At 64.7% G+C, this 15,137-nt stretch carries 15 protein-coding genes; 13 read left to right on the top strand and 2 right to left on the bottom strand.

Features of this window, described 5'->3' with window-relative positions; genetic code table 11:
* Nucleotides 1-6 precede the first annotated feature (6 nt).
* Nucleotides 7-345, top strand: a complete 339-nt coding sequence (locus tag E7V67_002980) for a hypothetical protein (GenBank protein ID WUR14086.1) — start codon at nucleotides 7-9, stop codon at nucleotides 343-345.
* On the top strand, nucleotides 342-1,187 hold the full coding sequence (locus E7V67_002975; GenBank protein WUR14085.1) for an HDOD domain-containing protein: 846 nt from the start codon (nucleotides 342-344) through the stop codon (nucleotides 1,185-1,187). The genes E7V67_002980 and E7V67_002975 overlap by 4 nt, the downstream gene beginning before the upstream one ends.
* A 112-nt stretch (nucleotides 1,188-1,299) precedes the next feature.
* On the opposite strand, the gene E7V67_002970 is transcribed toward E7V67_002975, so the two are convergent.
* Nucleotides 1,300-1,674, bottom strand: coding sequence for a hypothetical protein (locus E7V67_002970; GenBank protein WUR14084.1), 375 nt, complete (start codon nucleotides 1,672-1,674; stop codon nucleotides 1,300-1,302).
* A 585-nt stretch (nucleotides 1,675-2,259) separates the two neighbouring features.
* Between E7V67_002970 and E7V67_002965 the strand changes: the two genes are divergently transcribed.
* From E7V67_002965 to ybeY, 5 genes are all read left to right on the top strand, one after another.
* Nucleotides 2,260-2,400: a hypothetical protein gene (locus E7V67_002965; protein WUR14083.1), complete on the top strand. Its 141-nt coding sequence runs from the start codon at nucleotides 2,260-2,262 to the stop codon at nucleotides 2,398-2,400.
* 63 nt (nucleotides 2,401-2,463) lie between these two features.
* Nucleotides 2,464-3,744 (top strand): acyltransferase, encoded by a 1,281-nt coding sequence (locus tag E7V67_002960; GenBank protein ID WUR14082.1) that lies wholly within the window; start codon nucleotides 2,464-2,466, stop codon nucleotides 3,742-3,744.
* A 48-nt stretch (nucleotides 3,745-3,792) separates the two neighbouring features.
* On the top strand, nucleotides 3,793-5,139 hold the full coding sequence (gene miaB, locus E7V67_002955) for a tRNA (N6-isopentenyl adenosine(37)-C2)-methylthiotransferase MiaB (protein WUR14081.1): 1,347 nt from the start codon (nucleotides 3,793-3,795) through the stop codon (nucleotides 5,137-5,139).
* 23 nt (nucleotides 5,140-5,162) lie between these two features.
* Nucleotides 5,163-6,221, top strand: coding sequence for a PhoH family protein (locus E7V67_002950; GenBank protein WUR14080.1), 1,059 nt, complete (start codon nucleotides 5,163-5,165; stop codon nucleotides 6,219-6,221).
* Nucleotides 6,205-6,675, top strand: a complete 471-nt coding sequence (gene ybeY / locus E7V67_002945) for an rRNA maturation RNase YbeY (protein ID WUR14079.1) — start codon at nucleotides 6,205-6,207, stop codon at nucleotides 6,673-6,675. The genes E7V67_002950 and ybeY overlap by 17 nt, the downstream gene beginning before the upstream one ends.
* 302 nt (nucleotides 6,676-6,977) lie before the next feature.
* Here the strand turns inward: ybeY and E7V67_002940 are convergent, their stop codons facing one another.
* A complete protein-coding gene (locus E7V67_002940) occupies nucleotides 6,978-8,000 on the bottom strand; it encodes a transporter (GenBank protein WUR14078.1) in 1,023 nt (340 codons plus the stop codon).
* 142 nt (nucleotides 8,001-8,142) lie between these two features.
* On the opposite strand from E7V67_002940, the gene E7V67_002935 reads away from it, so the two are divergent.
* The 6 genes from E7V67_002935 to E7V67_002910 all read left to right on the top strand — a co-directional run bounded on the left by E7V67_002935 (nucleotide 8,143) and on the right by E7V67_002910 (nucleotide 15,071).
* Nucleotides 8,143-9,021 carry a transporter associated domain-containing protein gene (locus tag E7V67_002935; GenBank protein WUR14077.1) on the top strand — a complete coding sequence of 293 codons (879 nt, stop codon included), beginning with the start codon at nucleotides 8,143-8,145 and terminating at the stop codon, nucleotides 9,019-9,021.
* Nucleotides 9,021-10,580 carry an apolipoprotein N-acyltransferase gene (lnt, locus tag E7V67_002930; protein WUR14076.1) on the top strand — a complete coding sequence of 520 codons (1,560 nt, stop codon included), beginning with the start codon at nucleotides 9,021-9,023 and terminating at the stop codon, nucleotides 10,578-10,580. Before E7V67_002935 ends, lnt begins: the two co-directional genes overlap by 1 nt.
* Before the next feature lie 121 nt (nucleotides 10,581-10,701).
* Complete coding sequence (gene glyQ / locus E7V67_002925) at nucleotides 10,702-11,610, top strand: glycine--tRNA ligase subunit alpha (protein ID WUR14075.1); 909 nt, start codon at nucleotides 10,702-10,704, stop codon at nucleotides 11,608-11,610.
* Between the two features lie 8 nt (nucleotides 11,611-11,618).
* Complete coding sequence (glyS, locus tag E7V67_002920; GenBank protein WUR14074.1) at nucleotides 11,619-13,721, top strand: glycine--tRNA ligase subunit beta; 2,103 nt, start codon at nucleotides 11,619-11,621, stop codon at nucleotides 13,719-13,721.
* 9 nt (nucleotides 13,722-13,730) lie between these two features.
* Nucleotides 13,731-14,312 (top strand): D-glycero-beta-D-manno-heptose 1,7-bisphosphate 7-phosphatase, encoded by a 582-nt coding sequence (gmhB, locus tag E7V67_002915; protein WUR14073.1) that lies wholly within the window; start codon nucleotides 13,731-13,733, stop codon nucleotides 14,310-14,312.
* Nucleotides 14,313-14,330: 18 nt separating this feature from the next.
* Entirely contained in the window at nucleotides 14,331-15,071 is a 741-nt protein-coding gene (locus tag E7V67_002910; GenBank protein ID WUR14072.1) for a lysophospholipid acyltransferase family protein, read from the top strand.
* Nucleotides 15,072-15,137: the final 66 nt, after the last annotated feature.

Below are 15,137 nucleotides of genomic sequence, written 5' to 3'. Positions count from 1 at the left end.
GCCACCATGACAGGCAGCTACCGCCCTATTCCCTTGGCACAGGTGCAACCCGGCATGACGTTGTCGGATGAGTTGCTCGATATGCATGGTCATGTGTTGCTGCCGGAAGGCACCGTGCTGACGGAAGCCCTGCTCGCGCTGATGCCCCGTCACGGCATCGACGTGCTGCCAATCGCGCAGACCGGCTCCGACGCGGCCGAGCTGGCGGCGCTGGAGCGACATCGGCGTGAACGCGTCGATTACCTGTTCCGCCCACCGGGCAGCGACGACGGTGGCGACCCGGGACCGGCGCGCGCCTCGTTGCATCGCCTCGTGCACGACTATCGTGCCGATACCGCATCATGAACACGGCGCTCACCTACGACGAGGTCGTCGATGGCCTGGGCGATCTGCCCTCGCTGCCGGCGGTCGTCATGGAACTGCTCAACAGCATAGACCAGGAAGACGTCGATATCGCGGTACTGGCCAAAAAAGTGTCGCACGACCAGGCGCTGACGGCCAAGACCCTGCGGCTCGCCAATTCCTCCGCGTACAGCCTGCAGGTCAAGGTAACGACGATCCAGCAGGCGATCACCTACCTCGGCTTCCAGACCACGCGCAATCTGATCACGGCGGCCGCCGTCACCGGCTGCTTTGCCGAAACCCGGTGCGCCGGGTTCGACCACAAGGCCTTCTGGCGCCACTCGATCGGCAGCGCCACCTGTGCCAAGGTGCTGGCGCGCCACCTGCGCTTCAACCAGGATTATGCGTTCACGGCCGGGCTGTTGCACGATATCGGCCGGCTCGTGCTGGTCAGCTGCTTCCCCCGGCATTACGAAAAAGTGCTGGCCTGGCGCGCGCGCCATGACTGCGTACTGCTGCAGGCCGAGCGGGCCGTGCTGGGCATCGACCATGTCGAGGCCGGCCTGGCGCTGGCCGAACACTGGAATTTTTCCGACACGATGCGGCTGGCGATCGGCGGCCACCATGCGCCCGAGCAGTCCGGGGCCGGTTTCCTGGCCACGATCATCCACGTGGCGGACGTGATTGCCCACGCCCTCGATCTGGCGCAGGTGGAGGACGAGCTGGTGCCGCCGCTGTCGGAAGTGGCCTGGCAGGCGGTGCATCTGGACGACGCTGCCTGCCTGCACCTGCTGCGCGAGACCGAGGTGCAATACGAGGAAATCGCGCTGGTGCTGCTGCCCTGACCGGACTGGGCGGAATAACGGGCAAAAAAAAGCAAGCCCATGAACGGGATTGCCTCGGGAGTAGTTCGGCCGGCATGGTCGGGAGGGGTGGTCCCCTCCCGTTCGGCACTCATCAGTGGGCGTAGTTGCCGCCGGTGCCACCTTCGGGCTTTTGTGCCTGCTGGGCAGGAGCCTGCTGTGCTTGCTGAGCCTGCTTGTCTTCTGGCTTTGGGCGGCCTTGCGCGTCGGACAGGCGGTATTTGGTGCGGCGATCGCCCATCAGGTCACGCAGGTCACGGATGCTCATGCCAGTCACTTCGTGCATGCGGATCAGCAGCGAGGCGCCGACCGGCAGGCGATGGTGACGAATCTTGCTGATGACGGGCGGTGCCACCTCCAACAGGCGCGACAGAGCCGCATCGTTTTTCAGTTGCATCTTGCCGAGCAGAATGTCCAGCAGATGGTTCGGGTTGTAGCTTTCTTGGGAAGCGAGAGCGTGGTGTGCCATGATTGATCCTCGTCTATATAGTTGGTTGATGGTGCTGCTCCGAACTTAAGGAAGACTTGGTTTTACCCAATAAGTTCCAGAACGAGTTACGCCAAACCTCTGGCGCAAGGGCCGGCGACCTCCGGGATGAAAATTGCAAATACAGCAAAATTCTATGCCCAAACAAGCCCGCTCCAGCCAAGCGATGCAAGGCGATGATTAATCGAAATCAATCTTTCGCAAAAAATCTTACAACAATGCTATTTCACCACACGCAATCCGCAAGTGGCGCACGAAAGAACTTTTGGGAAATTGTTACACCACAGCTGCGTTTCGGGCACAGTGTCGCGCCGGCAGCATGGCTGCGGCGGGCGGCGCCACGCAGCCGGCATGAGCAAGACTAATGGACGAGCTGCCAAAGCACCCGATACCTTGACGGGCGCGCTTGCCACGCGTGCAGAAAGTTGTTTGGCTTTTAACCTGTCGAGGTGCTAGAATTTTAACGTTTGCCCGGCAAGCAGCCTGTGCCGTATAGGCCTGTGCCGACGCAACGTCGCGCCGACACAGGCGGCACGTGCCTTGCGCTGCAGCCCGAATACATTGCCCATGCGACCATTTCCGACGCCAGTGCCGACGCCCGTGCCGACGCCCGTGCGGCACGCCGCGATCCTGGTGCGCCTGGGCAAGCCGATCGTTCCCAGCCCTGTTGGGGCCGGCCGCCTGGCGCGGCGACGAGCTGCCCGCTGAGCCGGCCGCGCACCGTCGTGCCCCTCGTCCCCTGTCGAAATCCTGCCTGGAACCTAGCGCACAATGAAAATCGAAAAAATCGAGCCTGGAGCGGGCCTGCCGAGCAGCGAGACCGCCGCGCCCAGGAAGAAAAGCTTCTCGGCGTTGAACTGGCTGCGCTTCCTGGCAGCGTTGTACATCGTGCTGTTCCATACGCTGAAGATCTACCCGTCCATCCAGCATACCTGGTTCAAGGCCGCGCTCAGCCTGGGCAACATGGCCACCAGCGTGTTCTTCGTCCTGTCCGGCTTCCTGCTGACCTACGCCTACGTGGTCCAGAAAAACGGCCGCAAAGTGGACCGGCGCAGCTTCATGATCGCCCGCTTCTCCAGCCTGTATCCGCTGCATATCGCCGGCTTGCTGTTGTCGCTGATACCGATTTCGCTGATGCTCGTCACCAAGGGCGGCGTCACCGTGCCAACCGAGGTGTCCGGCACGGCGGTGCGCATGCTGGGGCATGGCGAGTTCATTGCGGGGTTGTTGATGAACATCCTGCTGCTCAACGCCTGGAACCCGTTTTACATGTCGTTCAACTACCCCTCCTGGTCGCTGTCGGCGCTGGGGTGCTATTACCTGCTGTTCCCCGTCATCGCGCCGAAGATCTACCGGATGAAGAACCCGATCATGGGCCTGGTCGTGCTGGCGGTGCTGTTCGCGATCCCCGGCGCCGTGGCGGACCTGCTGGGCCGGACGGACGTGTTCACGGACGGCCTGCTGCACCGTAATCCGATCGTGCGCTTCCCCCTGTTCGTGGCCGGCATCATGCTGTGCGTGCACTATTCGCGCAGCACGGTCATGGGCACGCCGCGGCAGGTCGCCCTGCTCGGCGCCGTCGTGCTGGCCACCGTGGTCTTCGGCATCTGGCTGCAGTATCACGAAGTTCACCTGCACCTGATCAAGAACGGCATGTACTACCCGGCCAGCCTTGCCGTGATCTGGCTGTGCGTGTGCCTGAGGCCCACGCAGAACGCGCGCGTACGCTACTGGGGCGAGCGCCTGGGCGCGGCGTCGCTGCCGATCTTCCTGTTGCACGGCCCGACGTTCCAGATGTTCCTGCCGGTCGAGAAAGTCGTCATGGGGATCGTCAACAGCCCCGACTGGCGGGTCTCGTCCATCATCGCGGCCGGCCGCGACGTCGAGCCTTCCGTTGCTTTCTTCTGGGTCTACCTGATCGGCCTGATCGTGCTGTGCGTCTACGTGCAGGAACGCCTGGTGGCCCCGCTGCAGGTATGGATCCGCAACCGCTTTGCCGCGCGCAAGGCGCCGGAACCGGTCGTGGCGGAAAGCCGCAGCGGCACCGCCTGAAGCGGCGCCGATGCAGCCACGGGGTGGGAATTACGGTAAACTCCGTGGATGCAGAAAAAAGTATTTATCAAGACCTTCGGTTGCCAGATGAACGAGTACGACTCGGACAAGATGGCCGACCTGTTGGGTGCGACCGACGGCCTGGTGCGCACCGAATCCCCGGAAGACGCGGATGTCATCCTCCTCAACACCTGCTCGGTGCGTGAAAAGGCGCAGGAAAAGGTGTTTTCCGACCTGGGCACGTTCAAGAAGCTGAAGCAGGCCAATCCCGACCTGCTGATCGGCGTGGGCGGCTGCGTGGCGTCGCAGGAGGGCGATGCCATCGTCAAGCGTGCGCCGCACGTTGACATGGTGTTCGGTCCGCAGACCCTGCACCGCCTGCCGCAGATGATCGAGCTGCGCCGCCACAGCGGCAAGCCGCAGGTCGACATCAGCTTCCCCGAAATCGAGAAATTCGACCACCTGCCACCGGCCCGCGTCGAAGGCGCGTTCGCCTACGTGTCGATCATGGAAGGCTGCAGCAAGTACTGCAGCTACTGCGTGGTGCCATACACGCGCGGCGAGGAGGTGTCGCGCCGCTTCGACGACGTGCTGACGGAAGTGGCCGGGCTGGCCGCGCAAGGCGTCAAGGAAGTGATGCTGCTGGGCCAGAACGTGAACGCCTTCCGCGGCGAGATGGAGGACGGCGCTCAAGCGGACTTCGCCCTGCTGATCGAATACGTGGCGGCCATTCCCGGCATCGAGCGCATCCGCTTCGTCACCAGCCATCCGAAGGAATTCACCCAGCGCCTGGTGGACTGCTACGCGCGCATTCCACAGCTGGCGGACCACCTGTACCTGCCGGCGCAGCACGGCTCCGACCGGATCCTGGGCGCGATGAAGCGCGGCTATACGGCACTGGAATACAAGTCCATCATCCGCAAGGTCAAGGCCGTGCGGCCGGACATCACGATCGCCTCCGACTTCATCGTCGGCTTCCCGGGCGAGACGGACGAGGACTTCGAAGCGATGATGAAGCTGATCCAGGACGTCGACTTCGACAACAGCTTCAGTTTCATCTTCAGCAAGCGCCCCGGCACGCCGGCCGCCAGCCTGGCCGACGACACGCCGCACGAGGTCAAGCTGGCCCGCCTGCAGCGCCTGCAGGCGCTGGTGGACGCCAACACGCGCCGCCACAGCGAAGCCATGGTGGGCCGTACCCTGCGCGTGCTGGTCGAGGGCCCGTCGAAGAACGGCGGCAGCGAACTGACGGGCCGCGCCGGCAATACCCGTACGGTGCTGTTCGACGGTGGCGACGCGCCCGAGCGGTTCCATGGCAAGATGGTCGACATCCGCATCACGGAAAGCCTGGCCTATTCGCTGCGCGGCGAGCTGGCCGGCCCAGCCATTGCATAACCCATCAGGGATATACCACACCTTTGAAAACGAAAACGCCAGTCCAGCCCCATTATTTCACACCCGAACCGCTCGACAACACGCGGCTGGCCAACCTGTGCGGTCCGCTCGACGAGAACCTGCGCCAGATCTCGGCGGCCCTCGATGTGACGATCTTCCGCCGTGGCGAAAAGTTCATCGTCAGCGGTACCAATGCCGAGCGCGCCGTCCAGATCCTGGAAAAATTCTATGCGGTGGCCGACAAGGTCGTGCCGGTCGAGGAAGTGCAGCTGGGCCTGGTCGAACAGCGCACCAGCCAGGCCACCCCTGCCGACGGCGACGATGACGAGGAACCGCCGTTCCACGATCCCGAGATCAGCAGCCCGGCACTGAAGACGCGCCGCAGCGACCTGCGCGGCCGCACGCCGCACCAGATCCGCTACCTGCGCAATATCCTGGAGCACGACATCAGCTTCGGCATCGGCCCGGCCGGTACCGGCAAGACCTACCTGGCCGTGGCTTGCGCCGTCGACGCGCTCGAGCGCGACGCCGTCAAGCGCATCATCCTGACGCGTCCCGCGGTGGAAGCGGGCGAACGCCTGGGCTTCCTGCCGGGCGACCTGGCGCAGAAGGTCGATCCCTACCTGCGCCCGCTGTACGACGCGCTGTACGACCTGCTGGGCTTCGATCGCACGATGAAGATGTTCGAGAAGCAGGTCATCGAGATCGCGCCGCTGGCCTATATGCGCGGGCGCACGTTGAACCACGCCTTCGTCATCCTGGACGAGGCGCAGAACACGACCGTCGAGCAGATGAAGATGTTCCTGACCCGGATCGGCTTCGGCAGCAAGGCCGTCGTCACGGGCGACGTCACCCAGGTCGACCTGGCCAAGCACCAGAAGAGCGGCCTGGTGGACGCCGTGCAGGTGCTGCGCGACGTGCGCGGCATCGCGTTTTCCCAGTTCTCCAGCGAAGACGTCGTGCGCCACCCGCTGGTCGCGCGCATCGTCGACGCCTACGATACGGCCCACCAGAGCACGGCCGATATCGCCCCCTTGCTGAAACCCGTGAAGAGCCCCGCCCGTAATGTCCGAAAAAAATAAGCTGACCCTGTCGGTGCAGTATGCCGACTCCCGCCTGCAGGAAACCATCACCCGCCCCACCCTGCGCAAATGGGTCAAGGCCGCGCTGTTCGCCCCGGCCGAACTGACGATCCGCTTCGTCGACGCGGCCGAGGGCCAGGAGCTGAACCGCGAATACCGCGGCAAGGACTACGCCACCAACGTACTGACGTTCGCCTACAACGAAGGCGAGGAGATCGCCGAGGATGAGCCGACGCGCGCCGACATCATCCTCTGCACCGACGTGCTGCAGCGCGAGGCGGCCGAGCAGTCCAAGACGGTCGAGGAGCACACGGCGCACCTGGTCGTGCATGGCGTGCTGCATGCGCAGGGCTATGACCACGAAGAGGACGACGAGGCGGACGAGATGGAAGGGATCGAGACCGAGATCCTGCAGGGGCTCGGCTATGCCGATCCTTACGCCGCGGAGAAATAGTATCGGGATCGGGGTCAGTCCCCGCATTCCATGACCCCGAAGTTCAGTAGCGTTTCGACGGCCCCAGCAAACTTCAGGGTCAGCCCCTAATGCCGCTAAGTTAAGGATGTAAGACTCACTGGGCCGCAGGCGTATCCCTCAACCCCAGGTCCAAAACCGGGGTCAGACCCGCCGGGTCTGACCCCAGCTCTCCGCTTTTGGGTGGAAAGACGTCTGCGGCTGGCTGATAATTTTCCTTAACTTAGCGGCATTAGGGTCAGTCCCGAAGGGACAGACCCTAAGCCCAGAAGCGCCGCCGGTACTCATTCCAACTCCCGCCGCTTGCGCACCACCACCCAGCCCGCCACGGCCGTGAACACGGCCACGATCCCCGCGATGATCCAGAAGCCGCCGGCATCGCCCGCCAGCGGCACCCCGCCCACGTTCATGCCCAGGAGGCCGGCGATGATATTGATCGGCAGCGCCAGCACCGTGACGATCGTCAGCACGTAGAGACTGCGGTTGTTGGCCTCGTTGACGAGCGCCGCGATCTCCTCCTGCAGCAGCTTGATGCGTTCCTGCAGCGACGCGATGTCGTTCAGCGCCACCGCGAACTCCTCGCTGGCCTCGCGCAGCTCCTGCCGGTCCGTGTCGCGCACCCAGCCGGGCGGCCGCTGCAACAGACGGAACAGCGCGGCCGGCTCCGGCGCCAGCAGCCGTTGCAGGCGCACCAGCACGCGCCGCAGCGCGCCCAGGTCGGCGCGCTTGTACTTCAACTGGCCGGACAGCAGGTTGTCCTCGATGCCGTCGACCCGGCCGGTGGCGTCGCGCACGATGCGGATCAACACGTCGGCCTGGTCGCGCAGCAGGTGCGTCAGCAGCACCGGCGAAGCGCCCATCGGCTCGCCGCGCAGCACGGCCTGGCGCAGCCGCTCGACCGATTGCAGCGGGCTGCGGCGCGCGCTGATGACGACCTGGCGCTCGACCGACAGCACCAGGCTGGCGATATCGGAGGGCTCGAACGAAAAGTCGCGCAGCACGTCGTTGACGACCGCCACCAGCGTATTGCCGGCCTGCTCGATGCGGGTCGAGCGCGAGCCGGCATGCAGGCAGTCGTAGAACTCGTCCTCCAGCGCCACATGCTCGCGCAGCCAGCGCTCGCTGACGGTGTTGGCAAGGTTGAAGTGCAGCCAGACGAACTCCTCCGGATGCGCCGCGCGCCCGTCCAGCCACGCGGCGGCGGCCGCCGCGCCGATGGGCTGCGGCCGGGCCTCCCGGCCGAACAGGTAGCCGCACACCAGCCCGCACTGGTCCGATCCGTATTCCACTTGCGCCAAGCTGTTCATCGACCGTCTCGCCTCCCCGGCGGCCAGCATAAGCGCGGCGCATGACGGCACGATGACACATCATGCATTTCTGATAAAAACGGAACCGCCGGCCTGTTTGGTGTATGCTATATCCCTTCGAAACAAATGGCTCACGCCTATTATGCAAGAGCACTCTAGTAGCGTCAGGAATGACGCTAAACCACACCGATCGCTCCTCGAGCGACTCACCGCCCTGATTTCCCCTGAGCCCGAGAACCGCTCGGAACTGCTCGAAGTCCTGCACGAAGCCCACGAACGCAACCTGATCGATGCCGACGCGCTGTCGATGATCGAAGGTGTGTTCCAGGTCTCGGACCTGTCCGCCCGCGACATCATGGTGCCGCGCTCGCAGATGGACGTCATCGACATCTCCAAGCCGATCGACGAATGGATGCCGCTGGTGCTGGAAACGGCCCATTCGCGCTTCCCCGCCATCGAGGGCGAGCGCGACAAGGTGGTCGGCATCCTGCTGGCGAAAGACCTGCTGCGCTACTACGCCGAGGAATCGTTCGACGTGCGCGACATGCTGCGCCCGGCCATCTTCATCCCCGAGTCGAAGCGCCTGAACGTGCTGCTGCGCGACTTCCGCGCCAATCACAACCACATGGCCATCGTTGTCGACGAATACAGCGGCGTGGCTGGCCTGATCACGATCGAGGACGTGCTGGAACAGATCGTCGGCGACATCGAGGACGAATACGACTTCGACGAGGAAGAAGACAACATCATCTCCATCAAGGAGGGCCAGCTGGGGCCGCGCTGGCGCGTCAAGGCACTGACCGAGATCGCCCAGTTCAACGAGGAGCTCGATGTCGAACTGTCCGACGAGGACGTCGACACCATCGGCGGCCTGGTGGCGAAACACCTGGCGCGCATGCCGCACAAGGGCGACGTGTTCGACATCGACAACCTGCGCTTCGAAGTGCTGCGTGCGGATGCCCGCCAGATCCACGTATTGACGGTCGAGAAGCTGCCACCGGCCATCGACGAGCAGGACTGATGCGCCTGCGCCGCGCCCGCCCGGGCGAGCCGTCCGCGCCACCCCGTTCCACCCGCAGCCGCATGCTCATCGCCGCCCTCGCGGGCGCGGCGAGCGTGTTCTCGTTCGCCCCGTTCGGCTGGTGGCCGCTGCAGCTGCTTACCCTTGCCATCCTGTTCTATCAGGTACTGCGCGCGAACTCCGTCAAGGCCGGCGCGCTGGTGGGCTGGGCATTCGGCTTCGGCTGGTGCCTGACGGGAGTGCACTGGCTGACGATCGTGCTGCCGCGTTTCGGCTTGCCGCCCGTACTGGCGTGGGCCGCCATCATACTGTTGTCCGTGTACCTGGGTGGGCACTGTGCGTTGGCGATGGGCGCTGCCGCCTGGCTGCGCCAACGCTGGGTGCTGTCGCTGCCGGCAGCGAACCTGCTGGTGCTGCCGGCCTGCTGGGCCATTTCCGAATGGACGCGTGGCTGGCTGTTCACGGGCTTCCCGTGGGCCTCCGCCGGCTACGCTCACAACGTTTCGCCCCTGGCGGGCTTCGCACCCGTGCTGGGCGTCTACGGCATCGGCTGGATTGCTGCGATCACGGCCGGGGCCTTGCTGCTGCTGATGCATCGTACCCGCAAGGGCGCGCTGGCACTGATCGGCGCATTATGGCTGGGCGGCTTCGGACTGCAGCAGGTGCAGTGGACCGAGGCGGTCGGCAAGCCGCTGGCCGTTCGCCTCGTGCAGGGCAATATCGCGCTGTCGGACAAATTCAATCCGGATCATCTCGGCCAAACGCTGGCTTATTATCAACGCGCCGTCACCGCCGCGCCGGCCGACCTGATCGCGATCCCGGAAACGGGCCTGCCGCTGTTTCCCCAGCAGATGCCAACCGGCTACCTGGACAGCTACGGCCAGTTCGCCCGTCGCAGCGGCAGCGCCATCGTGCTGGGCATGCCGCTGGCCGACAGCCCGACCCGCTATTCGAACAGTGTCCTGGGCCTCGCGCCCGCACTGGCCAACCCATACCGCTACGACAAGCATCACCTCGTGCCATTTGGCGAATTCATTCCAATGGGCTTTCGCTGGTTCACGGACCTGATGAATATTCCGCTGGGCGACCAGACCAGGGGCGAGGCGCTGCAGCGCGCGTTCGCGGTAAAAGACCAGCGAGTCCTGCCGAACATCTGCTACGAGAACGCGTTCGGCGAGGAAATCGCGGCGCAACTGCGCAACGGGTCGGCCAGGGGCGGAGAGGCCACCCTGCTATTGAACGTCGCCGAGCTGGCCTGGTATGGCGAGTCGGTGGCGATTCCACAGCACTTGCAGATCTCGCAGATGCGTTCCCTGGAGACCGGCCGGCCGATGCTGTCGGCCACCAACACGGGACCTACGGTCGTGATCGACGCCCGCGGGCAGGTCCAGGCCAGCCTGCCGTATTACCAGGCGGGCGTGCTGGCGGCAAGTGTGCAGGGGATGTCGGGCCGAACGCCCTATATCGTGACGCAAAACTACCTGTTGTTCGCGCTCACCGGGATCAGCCTGCTGGCGGCCTGGCTGTGGTCGCGCCGCAAGGCGGCCGCCGCGGCGTGATCCGCTGCGGGCGGCTGCCGCCGACGCTCTACTAGTCTGTTATAAAAACCGCTAAAATGGGCCGTTTTAGCATTCCAGCTACCGATACGCCCGCGCCCACGCGCGTCACCGACCAAATACGATGCTCACATTTCAACAAATCATCCTGACGCTGCAATCCTATTGGGACAAGCAGGGTTGCGCGCTGCTCCAGCCGTACGACATGGAAGTCGGCGCGGGCACCTTCCACACCGGTACCTTCCTGCGCGCGATCGGCCCCGAGCCATGGCGCGCCGCCTACGTGCAGCCGTCGCGCCGCCCGAAGGACGGCCGCTATGGCGAAAACCCGAACCGCCTGCAGCACTACTACCAGTACCAGGTGGTGCTGAAACCGGCGCCGGAAAACATCCTGGACCTGTATCTGGGATCGCTGGCCGCGCTGGGCCTGGACCTGAAGCAGAACGACGTGCGCTTCGTGGAAGACGACTGGGAAAGCCCGACCCTGGGCGCCTGGGGCCTGGGCTGGGAAGTCTGGCTGAACGGCATGGAGGTCACGCAGTTCACCTACTTCCAGCAGGTCGGCGGCCTCGATTGCAAGCCCGTGCTGGGCGAGATCACCTATGGCATCGAGCGCCTGGCGATGTACCTGCAGGGTGTCGAGAACGTGTATGACCTGGTCTGGACCGAGTGGGAAGAACACGGCGTGAAAAAGACGCTGAAGTACGGCGACGTGTTCCACCAGAACGAAGTGGAGCAATCCACCTACAACTTCGAGCACGCCAATACCGAGCTGCTGTTCGCGCAGTTCGCCAACCACGAGGCGGAAGCCAAGCGCCTGGTCGAGCTGCAACTGACCCTGCCGGCCTACGAGCAGATCATGAAGGCCTCGCACAGCTTCAATATGCTGGACGCGCGCGGCGCCATCTCCGTGACCGAACGCGCCGCCTACATCGGCCGCGTGCGCACGCTGTCGCGCCTCGTCGCGCAAGCCTACTACGACTCCCGCGAACGCCTCGGCTTCCCGATGCTGGACAGCGCCACCGCACAATGACTACCGCCATGACCCAGACTCTCCTGATTGAACTGCTGACCGAAGAACTGCCGCCGAAGGCCCTGTCCAAGCTGGGCGCCGCCTTTGCCGCCGGCATCGTGAACGGCCTGAAGGCGCGCGACTACCTAGAAGAGGACAGCGTCGCCACCACCTACGCCACGCCGCGCCGCCTGGCCGTCTCGATCACCAAGGTGCGCGACGTCTCGCCGGACAAATCGATCCGCGAAAAAGTGCTGCCCGTGACGGTCGCCCTGGACAAGGACGGCAACCCGACCGCGCCGCTGGCGAAAAAACTGGCCGCGCTGGGCTTCCCCGACCTGCAGGTGGCCGACCTGGAACGCGCCCAGGACGGCAAGGCGGAAAGCTTCTTCTACACGTACACGGCCCCCGGCGCCCCGCTGCAGGCCGGCCTGCAGACGGCGCTGGAGGAATCGGTCGCCAAGCTGCCCATCCCGAAGGTGATGAGCTACCAGCGCCCGGACGGCGCCACCGTGCAGTTCGTGCGCCCGGCGCACAGCCTGATCGCCCTGTACGGCGACCAGGTGCTGCCACTGACCCTGCTGGGCCTGACCGCCGCCAACGTCACGGACGGCCACCGCTTCCTGACGGCCCCGGGCCAGCGCGCCGTGACGGTGCCGCACGCCGATGCCTATGCCAGCACCCTGGTCGACCAGGCCAAGGTGATCCCGTCGTTCGAAGCGCGCAAGGAACAGATCCGCAAGGCGCTGCTGGACAAGGCCGGGGCCGACCAGGTCCTGATGCCCGAAGCGCTGCTGGAGGAAGTGACGTCGCTGGTCGAATGGCCGGTCGTCTACGAATGCCATTTCGAGGAAGAGTTCCTGGCCGTGCCGCAGGAATGCCTGATCCTCACCATGCAAACGAACCAGAAATACTTCGCCCTGACGGACGCCAACGGCAAGCTGCGTTCGCGCTTCCTGATCGTCTCGAACATCGCCACCGACACGCCGCAAGCCATCATCGGCGGCAATGAGCGCGTGGTGCGCCCGCGCCTGTCGGACGCCAAGTTTTTCTTCGAGCAGGACAAGAAGAAGACGCTGGAGTCGCGCCTGCCGCTGCTGAAGAACGTCGTCTACCACAACAAGCTGGGCACGCAGGCCGAGCGCAGCGAGCGCGTGACCGGCCTGGCCAAGGCCATCGCGGCGCGCCTGAATGGCGACGTGGCGCTGGCCGAGCGGGCCGCGCGCCTGTCGAAAGCCGACCTGCTGACCGATATGGTGGGCGAGTTCCCGGAACTGCAGGGCATCATGGGCACCTACTACGCCCGTCATGACGGCGAACCGGAAGACGTGGCGCTGGCCGCCTCCGAACACTACCAGCCGCGCTTTGCCGGCGACGCCCTGCCCTCGACCGCCACCGGCACTGCCGTGGCATTGGCCGACAAGCTGGAAACCCTGGTCGGCATCTGGGCCATCGGCCTGCAGCCGACCGGCGACAAGGACCCGTTCGCGCTGCGCCGCCACGCCCTGGGCGTGCTGCGCATGCTGATCGAGAAGCGCCTGCCGCTGGCGATCTCGGACCTGCTGGCCGACGCCGTCGCGCAGTTCGGCGGCGTGGCCAACTTCAAGGACCCGTCGGCCGAGGTGATGGCGTTCTTCATGGACCGCCTGCGCGGCATCCTGCGCGAGCGCGGCTTCACGCCGAACGAGATCGAGGCCGTGGTGGCGCAGAATCCGGACCGCCTGGACGACATCGTGCAGCGCCTGGAAGCGGTGCAAGCGTTTGCCGCGCTGCCCGAGTCGGCTTCGCTGGCCGGCGCCAACAAGCGCATCACCAACATCCTCAAGAAGAACGAGGAAGCGCTGGCGCAGGCCGGCAGCGTGAATCCGGCCCTGTTGCAGGACACGGCGGAGAAGAACCTGGCCGCCGCCGTCACGCGCGTGCAGCCGGAAGTGGATGCCGCGTTCGGCGCGGGCGACTTCACCGGCACCCTGAAAACGCTGGCGCAGCTGCGCGACGACGTCGACGCCTTCTTCAACGACGTGATGGTGATGGCCGACGACATCGCGCTGCGCAACAACCGCCTGGCGCTGCTGTCGTCCCTGCACGGCATGATGAACCGCGTCGCCGACATCTCGAAACTGGCGGCGTAAGGGTCACCCATGCCACAACCGCAGCACCCGAAACTGATCATCCTGGACCGGGACGGCGTGATCAACCATGACTCGCCGGACTTCATCAAGTCGCCCGACGAGTGGATACCCATCCCCGGCTCGCTGGAAGCGATCGCCCGCCTGAACCAGGCGGGGTTTCGGGTGGTGATCGCCTCGAACCAGTCGGGCATCGCGCGCCAGCTGTTCGACATCACCACCTTGAACGCGATCCACGCCAAGATGCACCGGTTGGCGCTGCAGGTGGGTGCCGACATCGACGCGGTGTTCTTCTGCCCGCACGCGGCGGCCGACAACTGCGACTGCCGCAAGCCCAAACCGGGCATGTTCGCCGAGATCTCGAAGCGCTACCAGGTCAGCCTGAAAGGCGTGCCGACGGTGGGCGACTCGCTGCGCGACCTGCAGGCCGGCTTCATCAGCGGCTGCGTGCCCTACCTGGTTTTGACCGGCAAGGGCGAGAAGACGCACGTCACCGGTGGCCTGCCGCCCGGCACCCAGGTCTTCCCCGACCTGGCGGCCACCGTGCAGCACATTCTGAAGCAACCCGCCGCGCCCGCCGCGGCGGCCAATTGATCTACCTGGAGAGCCGCATTGCGTAAAGCCGTCCTGTTCCTGCGTTCCCTGTTGTTTACCGTGGTGATGGCGATCGCCACGATCGTCTGGTCGTTCGTCTGCATGCTGGCCGCGCCGCTGCCCTACAACAAGCGCTATTGGGTCACGTCGCGCTGGAACGTCTTCATGATCTGGTGCGCGAAGGTCATCTGCGGCATCCATTACGAGTTCAAGGGTTATGAGAATTTCCCGGACAGCCCGGCCATCGTGCTGTCGAAACACCAGTCGGCCTGGGAGACGATCTTCCTGCTGGCGAACCTGCCGCGGCCCCTGGTGTTCGTGTTCAAGAAGGAAATCCTGTACATCCCCTTCTTCGGCTGGGGCATCGCGTTGTTGCGGATGATCCCGATCGACCGCAAACAGGGCAAAAATGCGTTCAAGATGGTGGTCGCGCACGGCAAACGTCGCCTGAAAGACGGCCAATGGATTATCATGTTCCCCGAAGGCACCCGCATTCCGGTGGGCCAGGCCGGCAAGTACAAGAGCGGTGGCACGCGTCTCGCGATCGAGACCAACGCGCCGGTCGTGCCGATCGCGCTCAACTCCGGTGAATGCTGGCCGAAGAATTCGTTTATCAAATATCCAGGCAAGGTCACGGTTTCCATTGGCAAGCCGATCTCGCCGGAAGGGCACACGCCCGACAGCATGATGGAACAGGTGGAACAGTGGATCGAATCAGAAATGCGCGTCATTTCGCCCCACGCCTACAACGCTGGCTAGACGAACTGGCCACGAACAGGTCGGCGGCGCAGGAGGGGAGCAATGCTCCCCAGCTCGACCTGTTTG

The sequence above is a fragment of the [Empedobacter] haloabium genome, from assembly GCA_008011715.2.
Lineage (GTDB): Bacteria > Pseudomonadota > Gammaproteobacteria > Burkholderiales > Burkholderiaceae_D > Rugamonas > Rugamonas haloabia.
Note: the sequence above shows the minus strand (reverse complement) of the source record. Positions and strands in the feature narration are given on the sequence as shown.

Coding starts and splice junctions, on each gene's coding strand:
- E7V67_002980 (WUR14086.1), top strand. CDS start 7: ATGACAGGCAGCTACCGCCCTATTCCCTTGGCACAGGTGCAACCCGGC.
- E7V67_002970 (WUR14084.1), bottom strand. CDS start 1,674: ATGGCACACCACGCTCTCGCTTCCCAAGAAAGCTACAACCCGAACCAT.
- E7V67_002940 (WUR14078.1), bottom strand. CDS start 8,000: ATGAACAGCTTGGCGCAAGTGGAATACGGATCGGACCAGTGCGGGCTG.
- miaB (WUR14081.1), top strand. CDS start 3,793: ATGCAGAAAAAAGTATTTATCAAGACCTTCGGTTGCCAGATGAACGAG.
- ybeY (WUR14079.1), top strand. CDS start 6,205: ATGTCCGAAAAAAATAAGCTGACCCTGTCGGTGCAGTATGCCGACTCC.
- E7V67_002935 (WUR14077.1), top strand. CDS start 8,143: ATGCAAGAGCACTCTAGTAGCGTCAGGAATGACGCTAAACCACACCGA.
- E7V67_002965 (WUR14083.1), top strand. CDS start 2,260: ATGCGACCATTTCCGACGCCAGTGCCGACGCCCGTGCCGACGCCCGTG.
- E7V67_002975 (WUR14085.1), top strand. CDS start 342: ATGAACACGGCGCTCACCTACGACGAGGTCGTCGATGGCCTGGGCGAT.
- glyS (WUR14074.1), top strand. CDS start 11,619: ATGACCCAGACTCTCCTGATTGAACTGCTGACCGAAGAACTGCCGCCG.
- glyQ (WUR14075.1), top strand. CDS start 10,702: ATGCTCACATTTCAACAAATCATCCTGACGCTGCAATCCTATTGGGAC.
- E7V67_002960 (WUR14082.1), top strand. CDS start 2,464: ATGAAAATCGAAAAAATCGAGCCTGGAGCGGGCCTGCCGAGCAGCGAG.
- gmhB (WUR14073.1), top strand. CDS start 13,731: ATGCCACAACCGCAGCACCCGAAACTGATCATCCTGGACCGGGACGGC.
- lnt (WUR14076.1), top strand. CDS start 9,021: ATGCGCCTGCGCCGCGCCCGCCCGGGCGAGCCGTCCGCGCCACCCCGT.